Source organism: Nonomuraea sp. SBT364, assembly GCF_001083785.1.
GTDB lineage: Bacteria > Actinomycetota > Actinomycetes > Streptosporangiales > Streptosporangiaceae > Nonomuraea.
Window position 1 is genome coordinate 1 of sequence record NZ_LAVL01000120.1, and the last position, 26,800, is coordinate 26,800.

Genomic DNA, 26,800 nt, shown 5'->3' on the forward strand with positions numbered 1-26,800 from the left:
ATACGAGATTTAGCCGGTTCTGGGGGGCGCGGAGAGGTGTAAAAGAGACAGGACGAAGCAACCCGCTCCTGCCCGACCCCCGCCACAGGCGCGCCCGGCACCGGCTCCTCCCACCCCGGAGGCGCGCCCGGGACCGGTTCCTTCCCGGCAGTGGGCGCGCCCGGCGGCGCCTCCCTCCCGGCCGGCGGTCCGGGCAGCGGGCCCCCGCAAGCCGGCGGACCCGGCACCGGCCCCTTCCCGGGCGCCAGCCCTTCGCAAGCCGGCACCTCCGGCGGGCCCCTTCCAGGCAGTCCCTCCGGCGGTGGGCCAATTCCGGGAGGCGGCACCGCCAGTGGGCCCTTCCCGGCGGCCGGAGCGGGTGGTGGAGCGCTTCCCGGCGCCGGTGAGCGCACCGGTACCGGGTCGTTCCCCGCAGTGGGCGAGAGCGCTCCCCAGCGCGGCACCGGATCTTTCCCCGCCGTCAACGAGAGCGGGTCGCCGCTACCCCAGCGGCCGGGTGCGTCGCGCCCCGGCGTCCCCACCACGGGCCCGGGCCACCCCGGCGGCCCGGGAACCCCCGGCGCCCAGGGCGGGCCGAACACCCCCGCAAACTCCGGCGCCCCCACCGCATCCACTACCGCGCCCGGCGCCCCAGGACTCCCCGGGACCCCCGGGACCGCGGCCCCCGGGGCGGCGCCGCGCCAGCGGGAGACTCCCGCGCTGTCCGACACCGACCACGCCATGGTCCGCGTCGTGGACGGCCTGTTCCGCGGCCTGAACAAGCTCGAACTGGCCGTGGCCGTGCACCGCCTGTTCGCCGAGGACCCGGTCAGCCTGCGCACCCTGGCCCACAAGATGCTCGTCGAACGCGACGTCCTCTCCCAGGCCCAGCGCACCGCCGAGGAACGCGTCCTGCACTGGCTCCGCTCCTCCGAGTCCGCCCCGGTGACCGGCCACATGTTCCGCCTGACCGAGTGGCTGGGCGCGGCCGCGACCCAGGATCAGCTGATCGGCGCCGACCCGGCCCACCCGGTGACGGTCCCGTCGCTGCGCACCCCGCTGTGGCGGGTGCTCGTCACGCTCATGCCCGACCGCCGCCTCCAGGACGGCTGGCTCGTCGTCGGCGACATCCACGGCCTGCAGGCCCGCACCCGGCAGCTGCTGGCCGCCGCGCCGGCCGACGCCGACCCGGTGGAGCTGCTGTCGGAGCTGGGCATCCGCACCCACTCGGCGAAGGCGTGGCTGGACGCGCTCCCGTCGGAGTCGGCCGACCCCATCGCCGCCGCCTCGGCCCCGGCCCAGCCGCTGCCACGCCGTACTCCCGGCGCGAACGGCCACCACCATCGCGGCGGCCAGCCCATCCCGACCGCCCCGGCCGGAGCCATCGACCCGTCGGCCGCCCTGGCGACCCTCTCGGCCCTGTCGGGCGGCCGTTCATCGGCGCTGCCCGCCGGTGGCCTGGCGGGCGGCGGTCTGCCCGGCGGCCTGGCGGGCGCCCCGGCCACGCCGTCGCCCCCGCTGCCCAGCCCGTCGTCGGACCCGCGCCGCTGGCAGCGCATCGAGGTCACCCCCGAGCACCTGCGCGGCGGCCCCGTCCCGGTGCCGGAGGGGTACGCGGCCCAGCTCGGGATGCGGCCCGGCACCCTGCTGTCGGTCACCGGCCCGGGCGACAACGCCATCGTGCTCGTCTGGCAGGGCCACCAGCCGGTCTTCGACTCGCTCCAGCCGGTGCTCATGCGCCTGAACGCCCGCCCGGGCGACCAGGTGTACGTGACGGTCGACGGCTACCGCCTGGAGGCCCAGCTCACCGGGTGACCCGGCGGCTAGGCGTCGAACACGCGCATCGCGTGGGCCATGGCCGCCGCCTCGCCCCGGGTCGAGGCGCCGAGCTTGGCCAGGATGTTGGAGACGTGCACGCTGACCGTCTTGATCGAGATGAACAGCTCGCCGGCGATCTCCCGGTTGCTGCGCCCGCGCGTCACCTGCTGCAGCACCTCGAGCTCGCGGGCCGTCAGGCCGAGCGGCTGGCTCCGGTCGGCGGCGCCGTCGGCGACGGCCAGCCTGGCGCGGCGGGCGAACGCGTCGAGCTCCTCCAGCAGCGGGACGGCCGCCAGCCGCTCGGCGAGGTCACGGGCGCGGCCGAGCCGGGCGCTCGCCTCCTGCCGGTCGCCCAGCGCCAGCGCCGCGTGCGCCGCCCCCAGCGACGACCTGGCCTCCGCGTAAGGCTGCTTCAGCGCCGCCCAGGCGGCCACCGCCGCCTCCCACGCCGCGAAGCGCCAGGAGCCGGGCACGGCACCGTCCCCGCCGGAGCCGCCGACCGGGGCGTCCGCGCCGGAGTCGCCGTCCGGGGCGTCCGCGTCCGGCTCGGGGCCGGTCAGGGCGAGGAAGGTCAGGCGCTGGGCGGCCTGCAGGTCGCCCTCGACGGCGACCCAGCGGGCGATCGAGCGCAGCTCCGGCAGGAACGGCCCGCCGAGCTGGGCCAGCGTCAGCAGCAGGTGCCATGAGTAGCGCGAGTTGACCATCAGGTCGTGCTCGCGCAGCGCCCGCCCGGCCATCTCCCGTGCCTCGTCGGGACGGCCGCGGGCCCGCAGCAGCTCGATCTCGCGGCAGGCGTGCGGCAGCACCGACTGGGCGCGGAACTGGCCGCGCGACAGCACCTTGCGCGACCCGGCCACCAGCGCCTCGGCCCGGTCGAGCTGCCCGCGGGCCAGCGCGATGTCGGCGGCCAGGCCCTGCAGGCTGGCCTGGTGCGGGGCGGGCGGCAGCAGGGCGAGGGCGTGCTCCACCACCTCCAGCGCCTCGTCCCAGCGGCCGAGCGAGACCAGCGGCTCGACCAGGTTGATCGCCTGGAAGGTGCCCGAGGCGCGGGCCATGCCGTACTGCTCGGCCAGGGCGATGCCCTCGCGGGCCACGCGGGCGGCCTGCTCGTGCCGGCCGGCGCCTTCGAGGGAGTCGGACTCGGAGATGGAGCCGCGCATCAGCGCGGCGTAGGCGTCCGCCCGGGCGGCGACGCGCCGCGCCTCGGCGAAGCCGGCGATCGAGTTGTCGATGTCGGCGTAGCGGCAGCGGGCCCAGGTGAGGCTGATGAGCGCGTGGGCGTGGGTGGCGGCGTCGCCCACCTGGCGGGCGATCTCGATGGCCTGCTGGGCGGTCGCGATCTTCTCGTCGAGCTGGCCGGGCTCGTGCAGCATGCGGGCCAGGGTCTCGAGCACCTGGCCGCGCAGCCTGGTGGGCGGGTCGGCGGGCACCAGGGCGGCCGCCTCGCGCAGGTCGTCGACGTAGCCGGGGCGGCTCAGGTCGTAGCGGATGAGGCCGCGGTGGCGCAGCAGGCGGGCTGCCGTGATCGGCTCGGCGTGCCGGTCGATCTCGTCGAGCGCGGCCGACGCCAGGGCGACGCCGCGCTCGTACTCGCCCGCCTGGTAGGCGGCGACGGACGTCAGGCGGAGCACGTCGGACTGGCCCAGGCCGATGCGCTCGGCGGCGTCGGGCACCCGGTCCCACAGCTCCAGCACCCGCGACAGCATGCGGAGCTGCTCGTCGTAGGCGGTGGAGGTGCGGGCGGCGTCGGCGGCGCCCCAGGCGCTGACGAGCGCCCAGGTGCTGTCGCGGGCGGCGTGCCAGTGGTGGGCGAGCTCGATGGCGCCGCGCGGCGCGGGCAGCATGGTCAGGTCGCGGCTGATCGCCTCGGCGTAGCGGGTGTGCAGGCGGGCGTGCTCGCCGGGCAGCAGGTCCTCGTGCAGCGCCTCGCGGATCAGCGCGTGGCGGAAGGCGTAGCCCTCGCCGTCGACGACCAGGACGTTGCCGGCCACGGCGGGGCGCAGCGCCCTCGACAGCGCCGCCTCGTCGAGGCCGGCGACGGCCGACAGCAGGTCGTGCTCGATGCGCTGGCCGCCGGCGCTGGCGACCCGCAGCAGCTCCTGCGTCTCGTCGGGCAGCCGCTCGACGCTCGCCAGCAGCAGGTCGCGCAGCGACTCGGGGAGCGCGTCGCCGCCGGTGTCGCCGAGCAGCGCCTCGACGAACAGCGGGTTGCCCTCGCTGCGGCTGTAGATCAGATCCAGGTCGACGGGGGACGGCTCGCGCTCCAGGATGCCGACGGCCTGCTCCAGGACCTCCTTGCGGGTGAGCCTGCCGAGCTCCAGCCGGGACACCCAGCCGACCCGGGCCAGCTCGGCGAGCAGCGGGCGCAGCGGGTGGGCGCGGTGCAGCTCGTCGGAGCGGTAGGTGACGACGATGAGCAGGCGGGCGTCGCCGCGCTGGTAGCGGACCAGGAAGGAGAGCAGGTCGCGGGTGGACCGGTCGGCCCAGTGGGCGTCTTCGACGACGAGCACCACCGGCCGGTCGTCGGCGAGCAGCTCCAGCAGCCCGAGCACCTGCTCGAACAGCCGCGCGCGGGCCTCGCCGCCCTCGGGGCCGGGCGTGCCGAACTCGGGCAGCAGCCGGGCCAGCCCCCGTGTGTCGCCGCCGGGGACCAGCGCGGCGACCTCGTCGCGGCCCATCCGGCGGACCAGGTCACGCAGCACGGCGGTGAACGGGGCGAACGGCAGGCCGTCGGTGCCGAGCTCCATGCAGCCGCCGACGAGCACCAGCGCGTCGGGGGCGGCCGCGGTGAACTCGCCGACCAGTCGCGTCTTGCCGACCCCCGCCTCGCCGCCGACGAGCACGGTGCACGCCGCACCGGCGCGTGCCTCGCCGAGCGCGCTGCCCAGCGCGGCCAGCTCGTGGGCACGCCCGACGAACAGGGGGCTCACGGTATGGATGCTCACGCCCTCAAGCATGCCATCCTGCTAGGACAGCTTTACTTCAGCACCTTGCGGTAGAAGGTGGCTGACGCCTCGTAGCCGAGTGCGTGGTAGAACTCCGGGGCCCGCCGGGTCGCCATCGCCACGTAGCGGGCGTCCCGCGAGCGGGCCCACGCCTCGAACTCCACCAGCAGCGACCGCCCGATCCCCTGCCTGCGTGACCCGCTCTGCACCATCGCCTCCTCCACCCAGGCGACGGGCCCGTTGGCGAACAGCGTCAGATGCACGTAGCCCAGCAGGTAGCCGTGCACCCGCCCGTCGACGACGGCAGCGAGCAGCATGGTGTCGTCGTCCTGCAGCAGGACCGGCAGCGCCCGGTCGAAGGCGTCGCGCTCGGGCCTGAACGTCAGCCCGAACTCGCGCGCGAGCGCGAACACCTCGTCCGCGTCCGCCTTCTCGACCCGCCGGATGAGGAGATCGTCAGCCGTCATGCCGGACGACCCTAGGTCCTGGTGCAATGCCACGTCCAATCCCCCACCTCACCGGCGCCCGGAGGGAGCCGGCGCCGACGCGTTCCAGTGTGCCCTGCCGGCCGCCCGCCCGCAGGTCAAAGGTCGCCGAGACCGAGCTGCCTGGCGATGAGGATCCGCTGGACCTCGCTGGTGCCCTCGCCGATCTCCAGGATCTTGGCGTCGCGGTAGAAGCGGCCGACGGGGAACTCGTTCATGAACCCGTAGCCGCCGAAGACCTGCGTGGCGTCGCGGGCGTTGTCCATGGCGGCGTTGGAGGAGACGAGCTTGGCGATCGCCGCCTCCTTCTTGAACGGCACGCCGGCCAGCATCTTCCCGGCCGCGTGGTAGTAGGCCAGGCGGGCGGTGTGCGCGCGGGCCTCCATGTCGGCGATCTTGAACTGGATGGCCTGGTAGTGCCCGATCGGGTGGCCGAACGCGCGCCGCTCCCTGACGTACTTGAGGCACTCGTCCACGCACCCCTGGGCGAGGCCGACGCCGAGCGCGGCGATGGCGACGCGGCCCTCGTCGAGCGTCTGCAGGAACTGGGCGTAGCCGCGGCCGCGCTCGCCGAGCAGGTTCGCGGCGGGCACCCGGCAGTCGGAGAAGGACAGCTCGCGGGTGTCGGAGGCGTTCCAGCCGACCTTGGAGTACTTCTTGGAGACGGTGAAGCCCGGCGTGCCGCTCGGCACGAGGATCGTGGAGATCTCGCGCTCGCCGGTGATCGCGGCCACGCCGACCACGCCGGTGATGTCGGTGCCGGAGTTGGTGATGAACGCCTTCGTCCCGTTGATCACCCAGTCGCCGCCGTCGAGCACGGCGGTCGTGCGCATGCCGCCGGCCACGTCGGAGCCGCCGCCCGGCTCGGTGAGGCCGAACGCGCCGAGCATCTCGCCGGAGGCGAGCTTCGGCAGCCACCGTTCGCGCTGCTCGGGCGTGCCGAACCGGTAGATCGGCATCGCGCCCAGCGACACGGCCGCCTCCAGCGTGATCGACACGCTGGAGTCGACCCTGGCCAGCTCCTCCAGCGCCAGGCAGAGCGCGAAGTAGTCGCCGCCCATGCCGCCGTGCTCCTCCGGGATCGGCAGCCCGAACAGCCCCATCGCGCCCATCTGCCGGACGATCTCGTACGGGAACTCCTCCCGCTCGTAGTAGCCGCCGATCACGGGGGCGACGACGTCGCGCGCGAACGCCTCGACGGTCTTGCGCAGCTCTTCGTGTTCAGGGGTCAGCATGGTCAGCGTGGTCAGCATGGTCAGCCTTTCGAGAGGGCCTGGACGACGCGCGAGGGGCTGGGCCGGCCCAGCCGGCCGGCGAGCCAGGTGCTGGTGGAGACGAGCTTGTCCAGGTCGAGGCCGGTCTCGATGCCGAGCCCGCGCAGCATCCAGACGAGGTCCTCGGTGGCCAGGTTGCCGGTGGCGGACTCGGCGTAGGGGCAGCCGCCGATGCCGCCGGTGGAGGCGTCGACGGTCGTCACCCCGGCCTTCAGCGCGGCCAGCGTGTTGCCGAGCGCCTGGCCGTAGGTGTCGTGGAAGTGCACCGCGAGGCGTTCCGGGGAGCCGAAAGCCTCGACGAGGGCGCTCACGTGGCCGGGGGTGCCGACGCCGATCGTGTCGCCGAGCGAGAGCTGGTAGCAGCCGAGGCCGAGCAGCCGCTCGCCGACCGCGACCACCTGGCTGACGGGCGTCGGCCCCTCCCACGGGTCGCCGAAGCACATCGACACGTACGCGCGCACCCGGACCCCGTTGTCGATCGCGGCGGTCACGACCGGCTCGAACATGTCGAACTGGCTCTCCAGGCCGCGGTTGAGGTTCTTGGCGGCGAACGTCTCGGTGGCGCTGGCGAACACGGCGATCTCCTCGACGCCGTGGGCCAGCGCCCGCTCCAGGCCGCGCTCGTTGGGGACCAGCACCGGGTAGCGGACGCCGGGCCTGCGGCGCAGCTTGCCCAGCAGTTCCTCGGCGTCGGCCAGCTGCGGCACCCAGCGGGGGTGCACGAAGCTGGTCGTCTCGATCACCTTGTGCCCGGCGTCGGCGAGGCGGTCCACGAACTCGGCCTTGACCTCGACGGGCACGACCGCGGCCTCGTTCTGCAGCCCGTCGCGGGGACCGACCTCGTACACGGTGACCTGCCGCGGCAGGCCCGCCATCGGATACGTCCGGCTCATCGCTCCTCCTCGGCGACCACGGCGAGGACGGCGTCCATGTCGACCGGCTGGCCCGCGCGCACGGGCAGCTCGGTGACGACGCCGTCGCGGGGCGCGGTGACGGTGTGCTCCATCTTCATGGCCTCCACGATCAGCAGCGGCTGGCCCTCGGCGACCCGCTCGCCGGGCTGCGCCTTGACCACCAGGACGGTGCCCGGCATGGGGCTGCGCACCACGCCGTCGCCCGCCTGGGCCGCGCCCGGCCGGTCGCCGGGGTCGCCGACGCGGTGCCGGGTCAGCGCCCAGGCGTGGCCGTCGCGGCCGAGCCAGAGCGTGTCGCCGTCGTGGGCCTGCTCGTACCGGGTGGTCCGCCCGCCGATGGTCACCTCCAGCAGGGAGCCGGTGGCGCGGATGACCGCGTGGCTCTGCGGGCCGTCGCCGGTCCGGACGTACGCGGACTCCCCCGGCAGCCCGCTGACCTGGACGGTGTGCACGCCGTCGCGCGCCTCGACGCGCCAGGTGGTCCACGCGGGCGCCCCGACCCGCCAGCCGTCGGCGACGTCCCACGGGTCGCTGCCGCGGGGCCGGTCGTGGAAGACCAGCGCGGCGGCGGTCGGCACCTCGGGGGGCGTGGCGGCGTCGAGGTCCAGCTCCGGCAGGGCTCGTTCGACGAGGCCGGTGTCGAGGTCCCCGTCCCGTACGGCGCGGTGGGCGAGCAGTGACCTGAGGAAGGGCACGTTCGTGGTGACGCCGAGGACGACGGTGCCGGCCAGCGCCCGGTCCAGGCTCCGCAGCGCCCGGGCCCGGTCGGGGGCCCAGGTGACGACCTTGGCGAGCATCGGGTCGAACTCGGTGCCCACGACCCCGCCCTCGCGGATCCCGGAGTCGACCCGTACGGACCTGCCCTCGGGGGTTCGCAGGGCCAGGACGCGGCCGCCGGTGGGCAGGAAGCCGCGCGCCGGGTCCTCGGCGTAGAGGCGGGCCTCGACCGCGTGGCCGTCGAGGCGCACGTCGTCCTGCGTGAGAGGGAGCGGCTGCCCGGCGGCGACGCGGAGCTGGAGCTCGACCAGGTCGAGTCCGGTCACCATCTCGGTGACCGGGTGCTCCACCTGCAGGCGGGTGTTCATCTCCATGAAGTGGTGCTCGCCGGTGGTGCCGTCGACGATGAACTCGACGGTGCCGGCGCCGGTGTAGGAGACGGCGCGGGCGGCCTCGACGGCGGCGGCGCCCATGCGGGCGCGCAGGTCGGGGCCGACGAACGGGGACGGCGACTCTTCGATGATCTTCTGGTGCCGCCGTTGCAGGCTGCACTCGCGCTCGCCCAGGTGGACGACGCCGCCGTGCGTGTCGGCGAAGATCTGGATCTCGATGTGGCGCGGGTTGGCCACGTAGCGCTCGATGAGCAGGGTGCCGTCGCCGAACGCGGCGGTGGCCGTGCGGCGGGCCGACTCCAGGGCGTCGGGCAGTTCGGCGGCCGAGCGGACCAGGACCATGCCCTTGCCGCCGCCGCCCGCCGACGGCTTGATGAGCGCCGGGAAGTGCTGCCAGTCCAGGAGGGAGTCGTGCGGCTCGGCGGCGCCGGGGACGACGGGGACGCCGGCGGCCGCCACGGTGGCCTTGGCGCGGATCTTGTCGCCCATCGCCTCGATGGCCTCCGGCGGCGGGCCGACGAAGACGAGTCCGGCCGAGGCGCACAGGCGGGCGAACGCGGCGTTCTCGGCGAGGAACCCGTAACCGGGATGCACCGCCTCCGCCCCGGCGACCCGGGCGACCTCCACAATCGCCTCCATGTCCAGATATTTCGGGACCTGGTGGGCCATGTCGGCTTCGAGGACGTGCGGGGCGTCCCGGTCCGAGGCCGTGTGAACCGCCACGGAGGCGATGCCGAGCGCCCGGAGGGTGCGGATGATCCGCACCGCGATCTCCCCCCGGTTCGCGACGAGCACGCGGGAGAACAGCGAGTCAGCCATGATCACATCCGGTAGACGCCGTAGCCGATGGGGTCGAGCGGCGCGTTGGCCGCCGCGGAGAGCGCCAGCCCGAGGACGGTGCGGGTGTCGACCGGGTCGATCACCCCGTCGTCCCAGAGCCTGGCGGTGGAGTAGTACGGGTTGCCCTGGTGCTCGTACTGGGCCCGGATCGCGTCGGGGTCGGCGTCGCCCACGGTGGTGAGCACGTTCGCAGCCTGCTCGCCGCCCATGACGGAGATACGCGCGTTCGGCCACATCCACAGGAACCGGGGCGAGTAGGCGCGCCCGGCCATCGCGTAGTTGCCCGCCCCGAACGACCCGCCGATCACCACGGTGAACTTGGGCACCCGCGCGCACGACACCGCCGTGACCATCTTGGCGCCGTGCTTGGCGATGCCGCCCGCCTCGTACGCCTTGCCGACCATGAAGCCGCTGATGTTCTGCAGGAACACCAGCGGGATCCGCCGCTGGTCGCACAGCTCGATGAAGTGCGCCCCCTTCATGGCCGACTCGCTGAACAGGATGCCGTTGTTGGCCACGATCCCGACCGGGTGCCCGTGCAGATGGGCGAACCCGGTGACGAGCGTGGTGCCGTACTCGGCCTTGAACTCCAGAAAGCGCGACCCGTCGGCCAGCCGCGCGATGACCTCGCGCACGTCGTACGGCTGCCGCGTGTCGGCGGGGATGAGGCCGTAGAGGTCGTGCGGGTCGTGGCGGGGCGGCTCGGGGACGACGGTGTCCCAGGGGCGCTCGGCGCGCGGGGCGAGCGTGGCGACGATGCCGCGGACGATGGCCAGCGCGTGCGCGTCGTCCTCGGCGAGGTGGTCGGTGACGCCGCTGACGCGCGCGTGCAGGTCGCCGCCGCCGAGCTCCTCGGCGCTGACCTCCTCGCCGGTGGCCGCCTTCACCAGCGGCGGGCCGCCGAGGAAGATCGTGCCCTGGCCGCGTACGATCACCGCCTCGTCGCTCATGGCCGGCACGTACGCGCCACCGGCGGTGCACGAGCCGAGCACGGCGGCGATCTGCGGGATGCCGCGCGCCGACATCGTGGCCTGGTTGTAGAAGATGCGGCCGAAGTGCTCGCGGTCGGGGAAGACCTCGTCCTGCCTGGGGAGGAAGGCGCCGCCGGAGTCGACGAGGTAGAGGCACGGCAGCCGGTTGTGCAGCGCCACCTCCTGGGCCCGCAGGTGCTTCTTGACGGTGAGCGGGTAGTAGGTGCCGCCCTTGACCGTGGCGTCGTTGGCGACCACGACGCACTCGCGCCCCGAGACGCGGCCGACGCCGGTGATGATGCCGGCGGCGGGCGCCTGGTCGTCGTAGAGGCCGTTGGCGGCCAGCGGCGACAGCTCCAGGAAGCGCGATCCGGGGTCGAGCAGGTTGTCGACGCGGTCGCGCGGCAACAGCTTGCCGCGTGACACGTGGCGTTGCCGCGACCGCTCGGGGCCGCCCGGCGCGGCGGCGGCGAGGCGGTCGCGGAGCTCGGCCGCGAGCCGCTCGTTGCGCTCGGCGTTGCTCTTGTACGCCTCTGTCCCCGGGGCGGCGGCCGACTTGAGCACCGGCCAGTCGCTCATGTGTCCCCTCTCGTCATGGCCGCGATGTTAGTCATCATTAACGTAACCGTCTAGCATGTGAGACGTGACGACTGCTCCGACCCCTACCCGCAATCGGGGAAACAGGCGCGCGGAAATCCTCAGGGCCGCCGCGGAGCTGTTCGCGGCGCGCGGATTCCACGGCGTGCCGATCGAGGACATCGGCGCCGCGGTGGGCGTCTCGGGCCCCGCGCTCTACCGCCACTTCGCGGGCAAGGAGGCGCTGCTGGCGGAGATGCTGCTGGACGTCAGCTCGCGGCTGCGCGAGTCGGCGGCGGCCGTCGTCACCTCCTCGACCGGCCCGGCGGAGACGCTCGACGCGCTGCTGCACGTGCAGATCACCTTCGCCATCGAGCAGCCGGCGCTCATCACCGTGCACGACAGGGAGCTGGGCAACGTGCCCGAGCGCGAGCGGCGGCGGATCCGGCGGCTGCAGCGGCTCTACGTCGAGGAGTGGGTGACGGTGCTGTCGGAGCTGCACCCGGCCTGCCCGCCGGTCCGGCTGCGCGCCGCCACGCACGCCGTCTTCGGCCTGCTCAACTCCACCCCGCACAGCGCCGGGGAGTTGCCGGGCGAGGCCATGCGGCCCCTCCTGCACGCCATGGCCGGGTGCGCGCTGGAAGCCGCTGTTAACGCTCGTTAACACTCTTGTCTGGCCACATATCTAGATATATCGTCACGCTATCTCGATAGTCAGCGAGGCGGCGAAGTGGCTGCGAGGTGGCTGCGATGCGCGAGAACGCCCGGGGCCCGGAGAGCGCGCCGAGGAGCCCAGCAACGGCTACCGGATGATCCAGGACATCGAGGCCCGCAGCCGGGGTGTGTGGCGGCCCGGCCCCGGATCGGTCCACCCCGCCCTCCAGCAGCTGGAGGACGAGGGCCTGGTGGCCGGCGACGACAGCGGCGGCAGCCGTACCCACCGGCTCACCCGGAGCGGCAGGCGGGAGGCCGCCCGCCTGCACGGCGGGGCCGCGAACTGCTCAGGCGGACACGCAGGTCCGTGTTCCAGATCTTGCGAACCCCGCCGCTCAGGTCAACTGACAGGGGCGAGGCCCGGGACCACCGTGGTGGTCCCGGGCCTCGCTCGTCGGTCGTCCGGCGGTCAGCGCTTGACGCGGACGTAGTCCGTGCCGCTGGTGTCGCCGTAGGTGTCCCCGTCACCCGCGTAGACGAACTTCCAGCGGCCCGACTTCCAGGCCTTGACCTTGGTGTAGATCTTGCCGCTGCTGTTGGCCCAGGTGGACTTGACGTAGGAGTACTTGCTCGACCCGGCCGGCTTGAAGTACAGCCGCACCTTGCCCTTGTAGCCGTCCCAGTCACCCTCGTCGTCGACCTGCAGCTTGGCCCTGAATCTCAGGTACTTGCCGCGCTTGACGGGCTCCGGGTAGGCGTTGAAGGAGATGAGGCGGGTGTCGGCCTTCTCCGCCTCCGGCGGCGGGGTGGGCTCGACGACGCGGACCCAGTCTGTGCCGCTGGCCGAGCCGTCCACGCCGCGCGTGCCGTTGAACTCGGCGCGCCACCAGCCGGAGTCGTGCGCGGTGGCCCGCGCCCAGAAGCGGCCGTGCCTGTCGGTCACGTCGCTGGTGACGTACCGCCAGTGGCTGGAGCCGTGCTCCTTGAACATGATGGACACGCGCTGGCCGGGCAGGTCACGCCAGCCCTCCACCTGCAGGGTGCCGGTGAGGCTGAGCCGCTCACCGCGGGTGACGGGCTCGTGGTAGGCGTTGAAGCCGGTGATCCGGCTCTCCCGGTCGCGCCACCGCACCGAGACGCGGTCGGTGTCGCTGACCGAGGCCCGGGCCTCGGAGTTGCCGCCGAACTCGGCCCGCCACCAGCCGGTCGCCCCGGCCCTGACGTACGCGGAGAACCAGCCGCTGCGGCGGGTGGTGACGGTGGTGATGTGCCGGTAGGCGTCGGTGCCACGGGCGCGGAAGGTGATGGTCACCTTCTGCCCGCCGTAGGCCTTGCCCGCGGCTTCGAGCTTGCCGGAGACCCTGAGCCGGTCACCCTTGTCGACCAGGTCGGGGTTGGCGTCGAACTCCACCACCTTGGTGTCGAGCGCCTTCTTCACCTCGAAGGTGCCCTTGGTGGAGGCGTCGCCGTCGGCGAGGGCGAGGAAGTTCCAGGTGCCGGCGGAGGCCGCGGTGAACTCCTTGGTGGCCGTCCACTTGGTCTCCTGGCCGTGGGGCGACGGCTTGACCTCGACGGGCGTGAAGACACCGGCGTCGCCGGGAGCCTTCAGCTGGAACTCGGCCTTGCCGGCGCCCTTGGTGGTGAAGGTGAACGTCGCCTTAACGGGCTTGTCGAAGATCACCACCGGCGACGGGCTGACGTCGACCTTGGAGATGGTCGGCGCCGCGGTTTCGGCCACCGCCGACGCCGTCGGTGTCAGGGCCAGAGCCCCGGCGCCGACCGCGAGCGCGACAGCGGCCACACGGAAGCGTTGTAACATTCGGGTTCCTTTCTGGACACCCCAGTGGTTTCAACGCGGCATTGAGGGTGCCACGTGTTTCTCCAGTAGACGTGGAGACGGCGCCACAAGTTCAGAAATCTGACAAGCTGTTATAGAACGGGGTCAATCGGACCGGTCCAGAACCTGTCACGCCCGACTGGCAGACGGACGCGACCCGGACAGACATAATCGGCTTTGTGGCGCGCGACACTGTTGAGACTCATTTCATCCAGGCGGTAACGGCTCTCGAGGGCGGCGCGGCGCGAGATCCCGCCGGTCCCGTACGCGACGGCACCACGCTCACCGGCGAGGAGTGCCGCAGGCTCTACCAGAGGCAGGTCGACAGCCGCCTGCTCGACATCGCGGCCCGCTGGCTGCGCGAGCAGGACGAGGGCTTCTACACGATCGGCTCGGCCGGCCACGAGGGCAACGCGGCGGTCGCCGCGGCGCTGCGACCGGGCGATCCGGCCCTGCTCCACTACCGCTCCGGCGCCTTCTACCTGACCCGGTCCGAGCAGGCCGGGCGGTTGCCCGAACAGGGCATCCGCGACGTCCTGCTGGGGTTGACCGCCTCGGCCGAGGAGCCGATCGCGGGCGGGCGGCACAAGGTGTTCGGCCACCCGGACCTGGCGGTCATCCCCCAGACGTCCACCATCGCCAGCCACCTGCCTCGCGCCGTCGGCGTGGCGTTCGCCATCGAGCGGGCCCGCGCGCTCGGCGCCGCCGGCGCCTGGCCGGACGACGCGATCACGGTGTGCAGCTTCGGCGACGCCTCGGCCAACCACGCGTCGGCGCTGTCGGCGTTCAACACCGCCGCCTACGCGACCTTCCAGGGCCAGCCGCTGCCGATCCTGTTCGTCTGCGAGGACAACGGCATCGGCATCAGCGTGCGCACCCCGAAGGGCTGGGTGGAGGCCGCCGCCCGGCGTCCCGGCATCACCTACTTCGCCGCCGACGGCTGTGACCTGGCGCAGGCGTACGACACGGCGATGCTCGCGGCGGAGCACGTACGCACCCACCGCTCCCCCGCCTTCCTGCACCTGTCCACGGTGCGGCTGATGGGGCACGCCGGCTCCGACGTCGAGCAGGCCTATCGCACGCAGCGGGAGATCCGCGCCGACCTGGAGCGCGACCCGCTGCTGCGCACGGCGCGGCTGCTCGTGGAGGCCGGTCTGGTCACCCCCGAGGAGCTGCTGTCGCGCTACGAGCTGTCGCGCGAGCACGTGCTGCGGATCGCGCTGGAGACCACGCGCACCCCGCGCCTCGGCTCCGCCGAGGAGATCATGGAGCCGATCGCGCCGCGCCAGGCCGACCTGATCGCCAAGATCAGCCCGGTGGCGGCCGAGGCGTCGGTCAGGGAGAAGGCGTTCGCCGGCACGCTGCCGGAGTCCGAGGAGGGCATGACGCTCTCCCAGGCGATCAACCGCACGCTCGCCGACGCGCTGGCCGTCTACCCCGAGATGATGGTCTTCGGCGAGGACGTGGCCAAGAAGGGCGGCGTCTACGGCGTCACCCGCGGGCTGCAGAAGCGGTTCGGCCCCGGCCGGGTGTTCGACACGCACCTGGACGAGCAGGCCGTGCTGGGGCTGGCGCTGGGCTCGGGGGTGTCGAGGATGCTGCCGGTGCCGGAGATCCAGTATCTGGCCTACCTGCACAACGCGCTCGACCAGATCCGGGGCGAGGCGGCCACGCTGTCGTTCTTCTCCCAGGGCGCCTACCCGAACCCGCTGGTGGTGCGGGTGGCGGGTTACGCCTATCAGAAGGGGTTCGGCGGGCACTTCCACAACGACAACGCGGTCGGCGCCCTGCGCGACATCCCGGGGCTGGTCATCGCCTCGCCGTCGCGGCCCGACGACGCCGCCTCGATGCTGCGCACCTGCCTGGCGGCGGCCCGCACCCAGGGGTCGGTGTGCGTCTTCCTGGAGCCGATCGCGCTCTACCACACCAGGGACCTGTTCGACGAGGGCGACGGCGGCTGGCTCGCGCCGTACGCGCCGCCGTCGCGCTGGCCGGAGACGCACGTGCCGATCGGCCGCGCCCGCTCCTACGGCGAGGGGCGCGACCTGACGATCGTCACGTTCGGCAACGGGCTGCGGATGAGCCTGCGGGCGGCGGTCCGGCTCACCCAGGAGGGGTTCAGCTGCCGGGTCCTCGACCTGCGCTGGCTGGCCCCGCTGCCGGTGGAGGACCTGCTGCGGGCGGCGGAGCTGACGGGCAAGGTGCTGATCGCCGACGAGACCCGGCACACCGGCGGCGTGTCGGAGGGCATCGTCGCCGAACTGCTCGACGCCGGCTTCGACGGCAAGATCGCCCGCGTGACCTCGGCCGACAGCTTCATCCCGCTCGGCGAGGCGGCGAGGCACGTCCTGCTGTCGGAGGAGGAGATCGAGCAGGCAGCCCGCAAACTCCTCAGCTGACCCCGGGCGTTGACGAGCGGCCCGGCCGGTGTAGCAGCACGTCCCGCCTAGAGCGGTTCGTCGGCCAGGTAGGGCGGGGCGGGGTCGTACTGGATCTCGCGGCGGACGGCGCGCGCGTGGTCGCGGCCGTGCAGGCGGCCGACTAGCCACAGCGCGCTGTCGATCCCGGCGGAGACCCCCTGGCTGGTGAGCAGGTTGCCGTCCACGACGTAGCGGGCGTCGCGGACGACGGTGACGTCCCCGCGCGCCTGCAGGGCGTCCTCGTAGTTCCAGTGGGTGGCCACGCGGCGGCCGCGGGCGGGGCCGGCGGCGTGGAGCAGGAAGGCGCCGGTGCAGACGCTGACGACCCAGGCGGCCCGCTCGGCGGTCTTGGCGATCCAGCCGGTGATCGCCGGGTTGTGCGGCTGGGTCTCACGGGCGCCGCGGCCGCCCGGCACCAGCAGCACGTCCAGCGGCGGGTGGTCGCCCAGGGTGCGATCGGGCCCCACCTGCATGCCCTTGCTGCAGCGGACGGGGTCGGGGTGTTCGGCGACGAGCAGCGCGGTGTCGGCGCCGCCGCGCAGGATGGCCGAGGTGGTGAAGACCTCCCAGGGGCCGGCGAAGTCGAGCTCTTCGACGGCGTCGAAGATCAGCAGTCCGTACGTGGTCACAGGGGTTCTCCCGTAGTGGATCGGAAACGGTCTCGATAGTCGGAGGGGGTGATCCCCAGACAGCGGTGGAAGCTGCGCCGCAGGGTCTCCGCGGTGCCGAAGCCGTAGCGGCGGGCGATGACGTCGAGGGAGTCGCCGCCGTTCTCCAGGGCCCGCTGCGCCGCCTCCACCCGGACCCGCTCGACGTAGGCGGCAGGCGGCAGGCCGAGTTCGGCGGTAAAGCGGCGCTGCAGGTGGCGGGGGCTGAGCCCGGCGTGCGATGCCAGCCCGGCGATGTCGTGCCGGCCGCCGGGGTCGGCGTGGACGGCCGTGACGGCCTGCCGGATGGGGTCGGAGGAGGGCTGCATCGACCACAGTCCCACGCTGAACTGGGACTGGTTGCCCGGCCTGCGCAGGAACAGGACCAGGTGGCGGGCCACCTCGAGCGCCACCTGCTGCCCCAGGTCCTCCTCCACCAGGGCCAGGGCGAGATCCATCCCCGCGGTCACCCCTGCCGAGGACCAGAGGTGGCCGTCGCGGATGAAGATGGGATCGGGCCGGACGGTGACGGCCGGGTACTCCCGGGCGAGCCGTTCGGCCCTGGCCCAGTGGGTGGTGACGCGGCGGCCGTTCAGCAGACCGGCCTCGGCCAGCAGGAACGCTCCGCTGCAGACGGAGGCGACCCGCCGGGCTCCCCGGGCGGCGGCGGCGATCCAGCCGGTCAGGCGCGGGTCGCTCCTGGCGGCGTGGACGCCCTCACCCCCGACGACGACCAGCGTGTCGATGCCGGTCGGCGGCAACGTGGTCACACCGTGCCCGGCGTGCACCGGCAGGCCGCTGTCGGCGCGTACCGGCCCGGGCGCGGGGGCCACGACCGAGCAGTCGTAGCCGCCGGCCCGCTGGAACACCTCGTACGGGCCGACCAGGTCGAGCGACTGGAAGCCCTCGTAGATCACGAAGGCGATGCGGTGTGCGTGCACGCCTCCACGTTCCAGCCCGGGGATCGATGGCGTCAACGACGTGCGTCCAACAGATCGCGCCATGCGGACCTCCATCGGGCCCGCGCGGCCGGCGATTCAGGGGTTGAGTGACGCGGTGGTCGCCATCGTGGTGCAGGCCATGGTGAAGCCGCCGCCGATCGCGTCGATGGCGGCCCCGACGCCGTCCAGCACCTCGGCCAGCCGGTCTGGCGGGAGTTGGGTGAGCGCGCCGGTGGTGGGCAGCAGGTCGAGCCAATCGTCGCGGCTGTAGTACCGCTCCCAGTCGAACCGCCACTGCTCCGGCTCGCCGAACCCGGCCGTCTTCCGGATGCCGTCGGCGAAGGTGGCGAACATCGCCTGGTAGAGGTCCTGGGCCGGTCCCGGCCGTCCGGCGTTGAGCGGCGAGCCGGGCACCACCTTCCCGAAGACGGCGGCGAACGCCTCGGCGACGGGGGGCGGCGGTTCGTACGCGTGCGCGAACACCGCCAGCAGGCCGCCGGGACGCAGCACCCGCGCCGCCTTGGCCGGGCCCGCGACGGGGTCCACCCAGTGCCAGGACTGCCCGGCGACGACCGCGTCGAAGGTGCGGCCGGCGGCGTCCCAGTCCTCGAACGTCGTCACCTCGACCTCGACCCCGGTGCGGCGGGCGAACTCGGCCATCCGGGCGTCCGGCTCGACACCCAGCACGTCGCACCCGGCGGCCAGGAACTGACGGGCCTCTATGCCGGTGCCGCAGCCGACGTCGAGGATGCCGGGGCCGGGACTGAGGGTGATGATCTGTTGCACCAGGGCGTCGGGATAGCCGGGCCGGGCCCGGTCGTAGCGCTCGGCATCGACCCCGAACGACTCCGCCATCCGCCTGGCCTTGTGGGGTTCGGGGCGCGGAGGCTCCGGTTGCTGCTGCGATAGAGTGGGCATGCGCCCAACCATAGTGGGCACGTGCCCACTTAGTCAGCGGCGTTCGCGGTGAGCGAAGCGCGGAGGCATGTCGAGGAGGAACGGGCGATGCCGACCGGAGTGGCCCTGCGGGATGTGCGACAGCAGTTGTTCGACGCCGCCGAGCGCGTCCTGCTCCGCGACGGGGCGCACGGCCTGACCAGCCGGGCGGTCACGGCGGAGGCGGGCGTCGCCAAGGGCGTCCTGCACCGGCACTTCGAGGACTTCGACGCCTTCCTGGCCGAGCTCGTACGGGACCGGATCGCCCGGCTCGACGGCCAGGCCGCCGCCCTTCGCGCCTCGGCCGGGACCGGCGACGTCGCGGGCAACCTGACCGGGGCGCTCGTCGGCCTGTTCGACCCGGTCGCCGTGGCGATCGTCGGCCTCGTCATCTTCCGGGACGAGTTGCGCGCCCGGCTGCGTCAGGCCCGGCCGGCTCCCGGCGTCCCGATCCTGACGGACGCCGCGGCCATGCTCGCCTCCTACCTGAACGAGGAGTGCGAGATGGGCCGCATCGCGGCGGACGCCGACGTGGAGGCGCTGGCGCTGTCCCTGATCGGGGCCGGGCACCTGCTCTTCGCCGGCCGGGAGGGAGTCCCGCCGGAGCCGGAGGAGGTCGGCAAGGTGGTGAACGCCGTCATCGCCGATGTCGTGCAGAGACGCCTGCTATGAGCTGACGCCGCTAGCACCCGTGGTGTAGCAGAATGACTCACCGTGATCGCTCGCTCACCGTCGCGCGCCGCCGGATATCGCTGGGTGGTGCTCCTGCTGTGCTGGGCGTCGTTCACGATGACGTCGGTGGATCGTTCCACCTGGGGGCCCGCGGCGTTCGCCGTGGGCGACACGCTGGGGGTGTCGCTGGCCGGGCTCGGGGTGTTCGCGACCGCCTACTACGCCGGCTACGTGATCTCCAACGCCGGGGGCGGGATGCTGACCGACCGGCTGGGGGCGCGCGGCGTGCTGTCCGGGTCGCTGTTCGTGGCCGGGGTGGGCATGGTGGCGTTCGGGTCGAGCCCGTCGGCGGGTGCGGGGATCGTCCTGCAGGGGCTGATCGGGCTGTTCGCGGGCGCCGACTACGCCGCCGGGATCAAACTCGTCGCGACCTGGTTCCCCGGCCGGGAGCGCGGCACGGCCGTGGGCGTGTTCATGACCGCGACCTCGCTCGGCACGGTGATCGCCAACGTCGTGGTGCCGCGCCTGATCGAGCGGCACGACTGGCAGGTCTCCTACCGCCTGTTCGGCGGCGCCTCCATGGCGCTGGCGGTGGTGTGCGCGCTGTTGCTGCGCGACGGCACGGCCGGGGCGGAGCGGGTGGCCGGGCCCGACCCCCGGCCGCTGCTGGCCGACCGCGACCTGCTGCTGCTGGGGCTGGCCGGGTTCGGCGCGCTGTGGGGCACGTACGGGTTCATCACCTGGTCCAACACGCTAATGATCAAGGGGAGCGGGGTCGATCCGGTCACCGCGGGCACCGTGGTGGTGATGTTCGCGGTCGTGGCCGTGCTGTGCAAGCCGCTCGTCGGCCTGGCCACCGACCTGCTGGGCAAGGGGCGCAGGCGGCCGGCGATCGCCGTGCTGCTCTACTTCGTGGTCGTGCTGCTGGTGTTCGGCCAGTTGAGCACGCCGGTGGAGTTCCTCGTGGTGGCGCCGTTCCTGGGGCTGGGCGCCTACCTCTACAGCCCGCTCTTGGTGGCGATGGTCCCCGACCTGTCGGGCACCCGGCTGGCCGGCACGGCGGCCGGGGCCGCGAACGCCCTGTGGCAGCTCGGCAGCGTCACCGTGCCGGTGGTGATCGGCGCGGTGTTCCAGGCCACCGGCTCGTTCGGCGCGGCGTTCGCGGCCCTGGCCGCGGGGCCGCTGGCAGGCGCGATCCTGCTGTGCTTCGTCCGCGAGCGCGATCAGGCCCCGTAGCGCCGGCCGCGGCTCAGAGCCACCGCCCGATCTCCGGCGCGCCGTGCGGGGCCGGGCCGCGCCCGGTCACCCACGCGGCCAGCTCGGCGGCGCTCCCGCGGACCTCGGCGGCCCCGGAGCCGGCTCGCCACACCGTGTCCCTGTCATCGGGCGCGAGCGTGAGCCCGGCCGGGTCGCCGTCCCGCTCCCACAGCCCTGTCACGTCCGTGAGCAGCGCGTCGACCATCGCGGGCGGGAAGTCGTCGTACGTGCCGCCCGTCGCCAGGTCGACGCCGTGGATCCAGACCTCGCGGCAGCGCATCCAGACGATCTCCGTCGCGGGCACCTCCCTGCCCTGCGCGGTCCGTACGCGGGCCTGCCATCGCGGGGCGGGCAGCGCGGCGAGGGCGTCGCGCAGCTCGGCGGCGGTCCGGCCGGCGAGCTCGGTCAGCGCGGCGGGAGCGAGCTTGGCGAGCTCCTCGATCTCGTCGTCGCGCGCCCGCCGCGAGGCGTACATCGGGGTCTCGTCCCCGGTGCGGGCCCAGTGGACGAGACGGCCGAGCGCGCGGGCGTTGGCGGCGACGTGCGCGACGACGTGACGGCGTGTCCAGCCGGGCAGCGCCGAGTCGTGGTCGAGGTCGGCGCCGGCCAGCCGCCCGGCGAAGTAGGCGGTGCCCGCCTCCAGCCAGGCCGTGGTCTCAGCCATGCCGGCGCGCCGTGTTGACCTGCTCGCCGAGGCCCGCGATGCGGGTCACCAGCTTGCTGCCGTCGGTCAGGTAGCGCGGCGGCCGGCGGGCGTGGCCCACGCCGCCGGGCGTGCCGGTCGCGATGACGTCGCCGGGCCGCAGCGTGACGATCTGGGAGATGTAGGCGACCAGCTCGGCGGGCGGGAACACCAGGTCGGCGGTGTCGGCCTGCTGCATCACCTCCCCGTCGACCTCGCACTGCATGCTCAGCCCGCCCTCGTCCAGCTCGTCCGGCGTGACCAGGTAGGGCCCGAAGGGCGTGGTGGCCTCGAACGTCTTGCCCTGCAGCCACTGCAGCGTGCGGTTCTGGTAGTCGCGCACGCTCACGTCGTTGAACACCGCGTAGCCGGCGATGGCCTCGCGTGCCCGCTCGGGCGTGGCGTGCCGGACTTCCGCGCCGATGACGACGGCGAGCTCGGCCTCCCAGTCGACGGCCTCGGAGACGGCCGGCAGCTCGATGTCGTCATACGGGCCGACCAGCGCGTCGGCGAACTTGGCGAACAGCGTCGGGTAGGCCGGCAGCTCGCGGCCCATCTCCAGGATGTGCGCGCGGTAGTTGAGCCCGACGCAGATGATCTTGCCGGGCTGGGGCACGACGGGCGCCAGGTCGGCGGTGGTCAGCGGATGCCGGGGGCCGTCGGCGGCCGCCGCCCGCTCGCGCCAGTCGTGGTGCGCGAGCAGCGCGCCGACGTCGGGCGAGCCGACCTCGACGGCGAGCTCGCCGTCGATCCGGACGGCGGCGGTACGGCGCGGCAGGCGCAGGGTGGCGAGCTTCACGCCAGTTCCTCCCGATAGTGATGCAGTCCCTCGAAGACGGGCGTACGGGCCCACGCTAGGGCTCGGATTCCGCATGCCGCACTAGCATTCTGGTATGAAGAACAGGCCGGCCTACGCGCTCGGCTCGGTCGACAACGTGCTGCTGGTCCTGCACATGCTGCGCGACCGGGGCCGCCTCAAGGTCAGCGACGTGGCGCGGGAGCTGGGCATCGCCCGATCCACCGCGCACCGCCTGCTGGCCATGCTGGTCTACCGCGACTTCGCCGTCCAGGACGAGCATCATACGTACCTGCCGGGGCCCTTCCTCACCTCCACGCAGCGTCACTGCGGCGACTCGGCGCTGCGCGAGCTGCGCGCCCGGGTCAGGCCCGCGATGGCGGCCCTGTGCGCACGGGCCCAGGAGACGGTCAACCTCATGATCAGGGTCGGCACGGAGGCGCGCTTCCTGGACAGCGTGGAGTCGTCGCAGATCCTGCACGTGGGCGACCGGAGGGGCACGATCCTGCCGGCGCGCGGCGCCTCCGGCGGCAAGGCCCTGCTCGCCGCCCTGCCCCGCGACCGCGTCCTCGACCTCTACCCCGGACTGCCCGGCCCCGAGCGCGCGGCCCTGCACCGGGAGCTCGACGAGATCCGGGCACGCGGCCACGCGCTCAACGTCGAGGGCACCGAGCAAGGGGTCTCCGCCATCGGCGCCGCCCTGCGCAACGGCAACGGGACGGCGGTGGCGGCGCTGTCGATCTCGGTGCCGTCCACCCGTTTCGGCGGCGAGCGGGTGCCGGCGCTCGCCGCCGAGCTGAAGGCGGCCGTGGCCGAGGCCCAGGAGGCTCTGACGGACTTCCCCGACTAGAGCCAGTCGCGCTTCTTGAAGATCAGGTAGAGGGTCACGCAGACGGCGACCATGAGGCCCATCGCGAACGGGTAGCCGAACGCCCAGTGCGTCTCCGGCATCACGTCGAAGTTCATCCCGTAGACGCCGCCCACCACGGTCGGGGCGAACAGGATGGCCGCCCAGGCGGAGATCTTCTTGACCTCCTCGCCCTGCTGGATGCTGACCTGGGTCATCCTGGCCATCTCCGCGTTCTGCGCCTGGCTCACCAGGGTCGAGTTGACCAGCAGGATGTTCTGGAGCTGCTGCTTGAAGGAGACGATCCGCTCGTTGACGGTGATGGCGTGGTCGGTCACGTCGCCCAGGTAGCTGCGCAGCTCGTCGTTGAGGCCGTACTTGGCGGCGCCGGCGATGAAGCCGTCGATCATCCGGGCCAGCGGCGCGGTGGCCCGCTGGAACTCGATGACCTCGCCGGACAGCTCGTAGACGCGGCGTGAGACGGCCGGGTCGCCGCCGAACACCTGCGCCTCGATCTCCTCGATGTCGGTCTGCAGCCCGGCCACCACGGGCGCGTAGCCGTCGACCACGGCGTCCAGGATCGCGTACAGCACGGCCTGGGGGCCCTGGCGGAGCAGGTCGGGGTCGGACTCCATGCGCTTGCGCACCGCCTGGAGGTCGGGCGCCTCGGCGTGCCGTACGGTGATCACCACGTTGTGGCCGACGAACACGTGCAGCTCGCCGAACGCCACCTCCTCGACCTCGTCGAGGTAGCGGGCGGCGCGCAGCACCACGAACAACGTGTCGCCGTAGCGGTCGGCCTTGGGCCGCTGGGAGCCGACGATGGCGTCCTCCAGCGCCAGCTCGTGCAGCTCGAACTCCTCGGCGAGCTTGACCAGCTCCCACTCCTTGGGGCGGTAGAGCCCGATCCAGGCCATGTCGCCGGGGTTTTCCTTGAGGTGGGTGAACGCGTCGGCCAGCGAGCCGGGGCAGGCGACGATCCGCCCGTCGCGGTAGATCGTGTTGTTGATGACCGTCGGCTGGTAGGGCGGTTCCTCGGCGGCACGCGGATCCATCGAGTGCTCGGGCGCCTCCTCACGGCCCGCTCCACGTATGAAAGCCTTCACCCTCGCCATGCCACCTCCTAGGTCCGCAGGTTGTCGAGCTCCTGCTGGGCCCGGTCCCTGATGGTCTTGCGCCACATCGGGGTCCAGCCGAACAGCAGGCCGTGCGGCCGCCCGAGCGCCATCCTGGACCAGCGCCTGAAGTCGAACTCGTCATGGTGCCGGACGATCAGGTCGTCCTCGAACCGGAACAGCGCGTCGATCTCGTTGACCACCTGCCGCCCGGTGCGGTGGAAGGTGTAGCGGGCGGTCCAGTGCGCGGAGCCGGAGAACCCGTCGGCCTTCACGTCACGGTAGTCGGACGCCAGGCCGTCGCGCACGCCGAGCTGCAGGCGCCACATCGCCATCACCCTGTCGCGGCCCTCCACCTCCTGGAAGATCGGGTCGCCGAAGCTCACGTCAGGGTGGTAGCAGCGCTCCATGGCCGCGTAGTCGGCGCGGCCCAGAGCCTCGTAGAAAGCGCTGATCAGCGCCACGTGCGGATCGTTCACCTTGATATCAGATCATGGCCAGGCCGTTGCTCCAGCACACGGCCCTCAACCAGTCGTCGCCGAGGTCGAGCCGGTCGAGAGCGTGAAGCTGGTGGGCGTACGGATGGGGGATGGTCGGGAAATCACTGCCGAGCACAATCTTCCCAGCGATTCCCAGATCACGCAGAACCGGGAGAAGTCTTCTGGGGAACGGCATGCCCAACTCCGAGAAGTCCGTCAGCGCCATCGTCGTGTCCAGCGCGACCCGCTCGTAGCGCCCGGCCAGCTCGAAGAACGCGTCGTAGTCCGGCATGCCGAGGTGCGCGATCACCACCCGCAGCCGGGGATGCCGGCGCAGCACGCCGCCGATCGGCCCCGGGCCGAGGTGGCCACCGGGCACCGGGACGGCGCTGGCGTGCACGACCACCGGGACGCCGGCCTCGGCCAGCAGCCCCCAGATCGCCTCCAGCCCGGGGGCGTTCGGGTCGAAGCCGCCGACCTGGAGGTGCACCTTGAAGATCCGCGCCCCGTCCTCCAGGGCACGCCGCACGTACTCCTCGGCGCCCGGCTCGGGGTAGAAGGTCGCGGACGGCACGCAGCCGGGGGTGCGGCGGGCGAAGCCGAGCGTCCAGTCGTTGAGGTCGGCCGCCATGTCGGGGCGGTGCGCGTAGGCCAGCGCCGGGAAGGCGAGCAGGCCCAGCTCGCGCAGCCGGGCCACCCGCTCGGCCACCGGCCAGGCGTACTCGATCCGCCAGCCGCGTCCCATCAGCGGGCCGCCGTGGGCGAAGTGGTGCCAGACCCGGCGCTCCATCCGCTCGGGCAGGAAGTGCACGTGCAGGTCCACCAGGCCCGGCAGACCCAGCGCCCGCCACCAGTCCGGAACCGCAGAATCTTGTTCTGTGAGCACAGTCGTGACCATACATGGATAGGGTTTTACCTCGATGGACAAGCTCTGGGCTCAGCTGATCCAGGTCCAGGACGCCCCCGATCCGTGGATCGTGGCGGTCTCCGGGCTGGCGGCACTCGCGATCGTCACCTTCACCGCGCCCTGGCGCCTGTCCCGGGGGCTGATCACCATCGCCCACGAGGGCGGGCACGCCGTGATGGCGCTGCTCACCCGGCGCAAGCTGGAGGGCATCCGGCTGCACTCCGACACCTCCGGCGTGACGCTGACCAGGGGGCGGCCCACCGGGCCCGGCATGGTGCTCACCGCGCTGGCCGGCTACCTGGCGCCGTCGCTGCTCGGGCTGGCCGCCGCCTGGCTGACCGAGCAGGGGCGGATCACGCTGCTCGCGTGGGGGATGCTGGCGTTCCTGGTGTGCATGCTGCTGCTCGTCCGCAACCTGTACGGGGCGCTCATCCTGCTGGTGACGGGCGGGGCGGTGTTCGCGCTGGTCATGTACGCGCCGGCCGACGTGCAGCAGGGGGTGGCGCTGGCGGTGTCCTGGTTCCTGCTGTTCGGCGGGGTGCGGCCGATCGTGGAGCTGCAGCGCAAGCGGCGCAGGCGGCAGGCGCGCGACTCCGACGCCGACCAGCTGGCACGGCTGACGTTCCTGCCCGGCGGGTTCTACGTGTTCTTCTTCCTCGTGGTGGCCGGGGCGTCGGTGGTGGCCGGCGGGTACTTGATGAATCCACTCTGAGTCCCGAAATTTCACACTAAACTCTCCCGTGACAGGGGGGAAGGTTGTGCTGCCAGTCGAGGACGCGCCCGGCTACCGGGTACTCGATCAGGCCGGCCAGGGCGGGTTCGCCGTCGTCTACCGTGCCTACCAGGAGCGCCTCGACCGGGTCGTGGCGCTGAAGGTGCTGTCGGTCGACCGGGTCGACCAGCGCACCATGCGCCGCTTCCAGCGCGAACTCCAGCTCACCGGCCGCCTCACCGGCCACCCCAACGTGGTGACGGTCTTCGACACCGGTGTGACGCGCTCCGGCAAGCCGTACATCGCCATGGACTTCTTCGAGAACGGCTCGCTGCGCGACAAGCTCCGCAACGAGGGCCCGTTCCCGGTGGCGGAGGTGCTGCGCACCGGCGTCAAGCTGGCCGGCGCGCTCGCCGCCGTCCACGAGGCGGGCGTCCTGCACGGCGACATCAAGCCGCAGAACATCCTCATCTCCCGCTACGGCGAGCCGGCCGTGGCGGACTTCGGCGTGGCCAGGGTCGTCGACGCGGCGGAGATCTCCGCGACGTCACAGGCGTTCACCCCGTTGCACGCCGCCCCCGAGGTGCTGACCGGCCAGCCGCACTCGGTCTCCACCGACATCTACTCGCTCGGCTCGACCCTCTACCACCTGCTGGCCGGGCAGCCCGCCTTCCACAGCCCGACGGACCCGTCGATCGCGCCGCTCATGTACCGGGTGCTGAGCGTGGAGCCGCCGCCGATCAACCGGGCCGACGTGCCGCCGGTGGTGTCGGAGACGGTGCTGCGCGCGATGGCCAAGCAGCCGGAGCTGCGCTACGGCTCGGCGCGCGAGTTCGGGCAGCGGCTGCGGCAGGTGCAGGCCGAGCTCGGGCTGCCGGTGACCGACCTCCTCGGCGAACCCGCCGCCCAGTCCCCGTCGTACGCGCCCACGCCGGCCGGCCCGGCACCGGCGGTGTCGGGCGGGACCCTTATACACATCTCCGCGCC

General features: G+C 73.0%; 24 protein-coding genes. 9 read left to right on the forward strand and 15 right to left on the reverse strand.

What is annotated here, in order from left to right; all coding sequences use genetic code 11:
- The first annotated feature begins 720 nt into the window (after positions 1-720).
- Positions 721-1,794, forward strand: coding sequence for a hypothetical protein (locus ADY59_RS34800; RefSeq protein ID WP_049571539.1), 1,074 nt, complete (start codon positions 721-723; stop codon positions 1,792-1,794).
- Positions 1,795-1,802: 8 nt separating this feature from the next.
- Here the strand turns inward: ADY59_RS34800 and ADY59_RS34805 are convergent, their stop codons facing one another.
- The 6 genes from ADY59_RS34805 to ADY59_RS34830 form a co-directional block, all read right to left on the reverse strand.
- Positions 1,803-4,742: an ATP-binding protein gene (locus ADY59_RS34805; RefSeq protein WP_082310640.1), complete on the reverse strand. Its 2,940-nt coding sequence runs from the start codon at positions 4,740-4,742 to the stop codon at positions 1,803-1,805.
- A 32-nt stretch (positions 4,743-4,774) separates the two neighbouring features.
- Positions 4,775-5,209: a GNAT family N-acetyltransferase gene (locus ADY59_RS34810; RefSeq protein WP_049571545.1), complete on the reverse strand. Its 435-nt coding sequence runs from the start codon at positions 5,207-5,209 to the stop codon at positions 4,775-4,777.
- 116 nt (positions 5,210-5,325) lie between these two features.
- Positions 5,326-6,480 (reverse strand): acyl-CoA dehydrogenase family protein, encoded by a 1,155-nt coding sequence (locus ADY59_RS34815; protein WP_049571548.1) that lies wholly within the window; start codon positions 6,478-6,480, stop codon positions 5,326-5,328.
- Positions 6,481-6,482: 2 nt separating this feature from the next.
- Positions 6,483-7,394: a hydroxymethylglutaryl-CoA lyase gene (locus ADY59_RS34820; RefSeq protein ID WP_049571550.1), complete on the reverse strand. Its 912-nt coding sequence runs from the start codon at positions 7,392-7,394 to the stop codon at positions 6,483-6,485.
- Positions 7,391-9,343 carry an acetyl/propionyl/methylcrotonyl-CoA carboxylase subunit alpha gene (locus ADY59_RS34825; RefSeq protein ID WP_049571553.1) on the reverse strand — a complete coding sequence of 651 codons (1,953 nt, stop codon included), beginning with the start codon at positions 9,341-9,343 and terminating at the stop codon, positions 7,391-7,393. Before ADY59_RS34825 ends, ADY59_RS34820 begins: the two co-directional genes overlap by 4 nt.
- A gap of 2 nt (positions 9,344-9,345) precedes the next feature.
- Complete coding sequence (locus ADY59_RS34830) at positions 9,346-10,914, reverse strand: carboxyl transferase domain-containing protein (RefSeq protein WP_049571556.1); 1,569 nt, start codon at positions 10,912-10,914, stop codon at positions 9,346-9,348.
- 64 nt (positions 10,915-10,978) lie between these two features.
- On the opposite strand from ADY59_RS34830, the gene ADY59_RS34835 reads away from it, so the two are divergent.
- Together ADY59_RS34835 and ADY59_RS49150 are read left to right on the forward strand one after the other, a co-directional pair.
- A complete protein-coding gene (locus tag ADY59_RS34835) occupies positions 10,979-11,575 on the forward strand; it encodes an SACE_7040 family transcriptional regulator (RefSeq protein WP_049571557.1) in 597 nt (198 codons plus the stop codon).
- Between the two features lie 70 nt (positions 11,576-11,645).
- Entirely contained in the window at positions 11,646-12,056 is a 411-nt protein-coding gene (locus tag ADY59_RS49150; RefSeq protein WP_269433664.1) for a PadR family transcriptional regulator, read from the forward strand.
- Here the strand turns inward: ADY59_RS49150 and ADY59_RS34840 are convergent.
- A complete protein-coding gene (locus ADY59_RS34840) occupies positions 12,035-13,384 on the reverse strand; it encodes a hypothetical protein (protein WP_197094001.1) in 1,350 nt (449 codons plus the stop codon). The two genes, ADY59_RS49150 and ADY59_RS34840, sit on opposite strands and share 22 nt — an antisense overlap.
- Before the next feature lie 197 nt (positions 13,385-13,581).
- Here ADY59_RS34840 and ADY59_RS34845 point away from each other — a divergent pair, with 197 nt between their 5' ends.
- Positions 13,582-15,801 (forward strand): thiamine pyrophosphate-dependent enzyme, encoded by a 2,220-nt coding sequence (locus ADY59_RS34845; RefSeq protein WP_049571560.1) that lies wholly within the window; start codon positions 13,582-13,584, stop codon positions 15,799-15,801.
- A gap of 47 nt (positions 15,802-15,848) precedes the next feature.
- Here ADY59_RS34845 and ADY59_RS34850 read toward each other — a convergent pair whose 3' ends face one another.
- The 3 genes from ADY59_RS34850 to ADY59_RS34860 all read right to left on the reverse strand — a co-directional run bounded on the left by ADY59_RS34850 (position 15,849) and on the right by ADY59_RS34860 (position 18,328).
- Positions 15,849-16,451 (reverse strand): DJ-1/PfpI family protein, encoded by a 603-nt coding sequence (locus ADY59_RS34850; RefSeq protein ID WP_049571563.1) that lies wholly within the window; start codon positions 16,449-16,451, stop codon positions 15,849-15,851.
- Complete coding sequence (locus ADY59_RS34855) at positions 16,448-17,410, reverse strand: GlxA family transcriptional regulator (RefSeq protein WP_049571565.1); 963 nt, start codon at positions 17,408-17,410, stop codon at positions 16,448-16,450. The genes ADY59_RS34850 and ADY59_RS34855 overlap by 4 nt, the downstream gene beginning before the upstream one ends.
- A 96-nt stretch (positions 17,411-17,506) precedes the next feature.
- Complete coding sequence (locus tag ADY59_RS34860; protein ID WP_082310638.1) at positions 17,507-18,328, reverse strand: class I SAM-dependent methyltransferase; 822 nt, start codon at positions 18,326-18,328, stop codon at positions 17,507-17,509.
- Between the two features lie 87 nt (positions 18,329-18,415).
- Here ADY59_RS34860 and ADY59_RS34865 point away from each other — a divergent pair, with 87 nt between their 5' ends.
- Positions 18,416-19,018, forward strand: coding sequence for a TetR/AcrR family transcriptional regulator (locus tag ADY59_RS34865; protein ID WP_049571569.1), 603 nt, complete (start codon positions 18,416-18,418; stop codon positions 19,016-19,018).
- A gap of 42 nt (positions 19,019-19,060) precedes the next feature.
- Complete coding sequence (locus ADY59_RS34870) at positions 19,061-20,254, forward strand: MFS transporter (RefSeq protein WP_197094002.1); 1,194 nt, start codon at positions 19,061-19,063, stop codon at positions 20,252-20,254.
- 13 nt (positions 20,255-20,267) lie between these two features.
- On the opposite strand, the gene ADY59_RS34875 is transcribed toward ADY59_RS34870, so the two are convergent.
- Positions 20,268-20,939, reverse strand: coding sequence for a maleylpyruvate isomerase family mycothiol-dependent enzyme (locus ADY59_RS34875; RefSeq protein ID WP_049571570.1), 672 nt, complete (start codon positions 20,937-20,939; stop codon positions 20,268-20,270).
- On the reverse strand, positions 20,932-21,756 hold the full coding sequence (locus ADY59_RS34880; protein WP_049571577.1) for a fumarylacetoacetate hydrolase family protein: 825 nt from the start codon (positions 21,754-21,756) through the stop codon (positions 20,932-20,934). The genes ADY59_RS34875 and ADY59_RS34880 overlap by 8 nt, the downstream gene beginning before the upstream one ends.
- A gap of 94 nt (positions 21,757-21,850) precedes the next feature.
- Here ADY59_RS34880 and ADY59_RS34885 point away from each other — a divergent pair, with 94 nt between their 5' ends.
- The gene (locus ADY59_RS34885; protein WP_053175444.1) at positions 21,851-22,603 is read left to right on the forward strand and encodes an IclR family transcriptional regulator; all 753 of its coding nucleotides are present in this window, start codon (positions 21,851-21,853) and stop codon (positions 22,601-22,603) included.
- On the opposite strand, the gene ADY59_RS34890 is transcribed toward ADY59_RS34885, so the two are convergent.
- The 3 genes from ADY59_RS34890 to ADY59_RS34900 are packed head-to-tail and all read right to left on the reverse strand — an operon-like array spanning position 22,600 to position 25,080.
- Positions 22,600-23,715 (reverse strand): magnesium and cobalt transport protein CorA, encoded by a 1,116-nt coding sequence (locus ADY59_RS34890; protein WP_049571578.1) that lies wholly within the window; start codon positions 23,713-23,715, stop codon positions 22,600-22,602. The genes ADY59_RS34885 and ADY59_RS34890 overlap by 4 nt on opposite strands.
- 8 nt (positions 23,716-23,723) lie before the next feature.
- Positions 23,724-24,194: a nuclear transport factor 2 family protein gene (locus ADY59_RS34895; protein ID WP_049571581.1), complete on the reverse strand. Its 471-nt coding sequence runs from the start codon at positions 24,192-24,194 to the stop codon at positions 23,724-23,726.
- Between the two features lie 7 nt (positions 24,195-24,201).
- A complete protein-coding gene (locus ADY59_RS34900; protein ID WP_331459552.1) occupies positions 24,202-25,080 on the reverse strand; it encodes an amidohydrolase family protein in 879 nt (292 codons plus the stop codon).
- A 34-nt stretch (positions 25,081-25,114) separates the two neighbouring features.
- On the opposite strand from ADY59_RS34900, the gene ADY59_RS34905 reads away from it, so the two are divergent.
- Complete coding sequence (locus ADY59_RS34905) at positions 25,115-25,813, forward strand: M50 family metallopeptidase (RefSeq protein ID WP_049571586.1); 699 nt, start codon at positions 25,115-25,117, stop codon at positions 25,811-25,813.
- A 46-nt stretch (positions 25,814-25,859) separates the two neighbouring features.
- Positions 25,860-26,800 (forward strand): serine/threonine-protein kinase (locus ADY59_RS34910; RefSeq protein ID WP_049571589.1); only part of this gene is annotated, 941 nt, incomplete at its 3' end.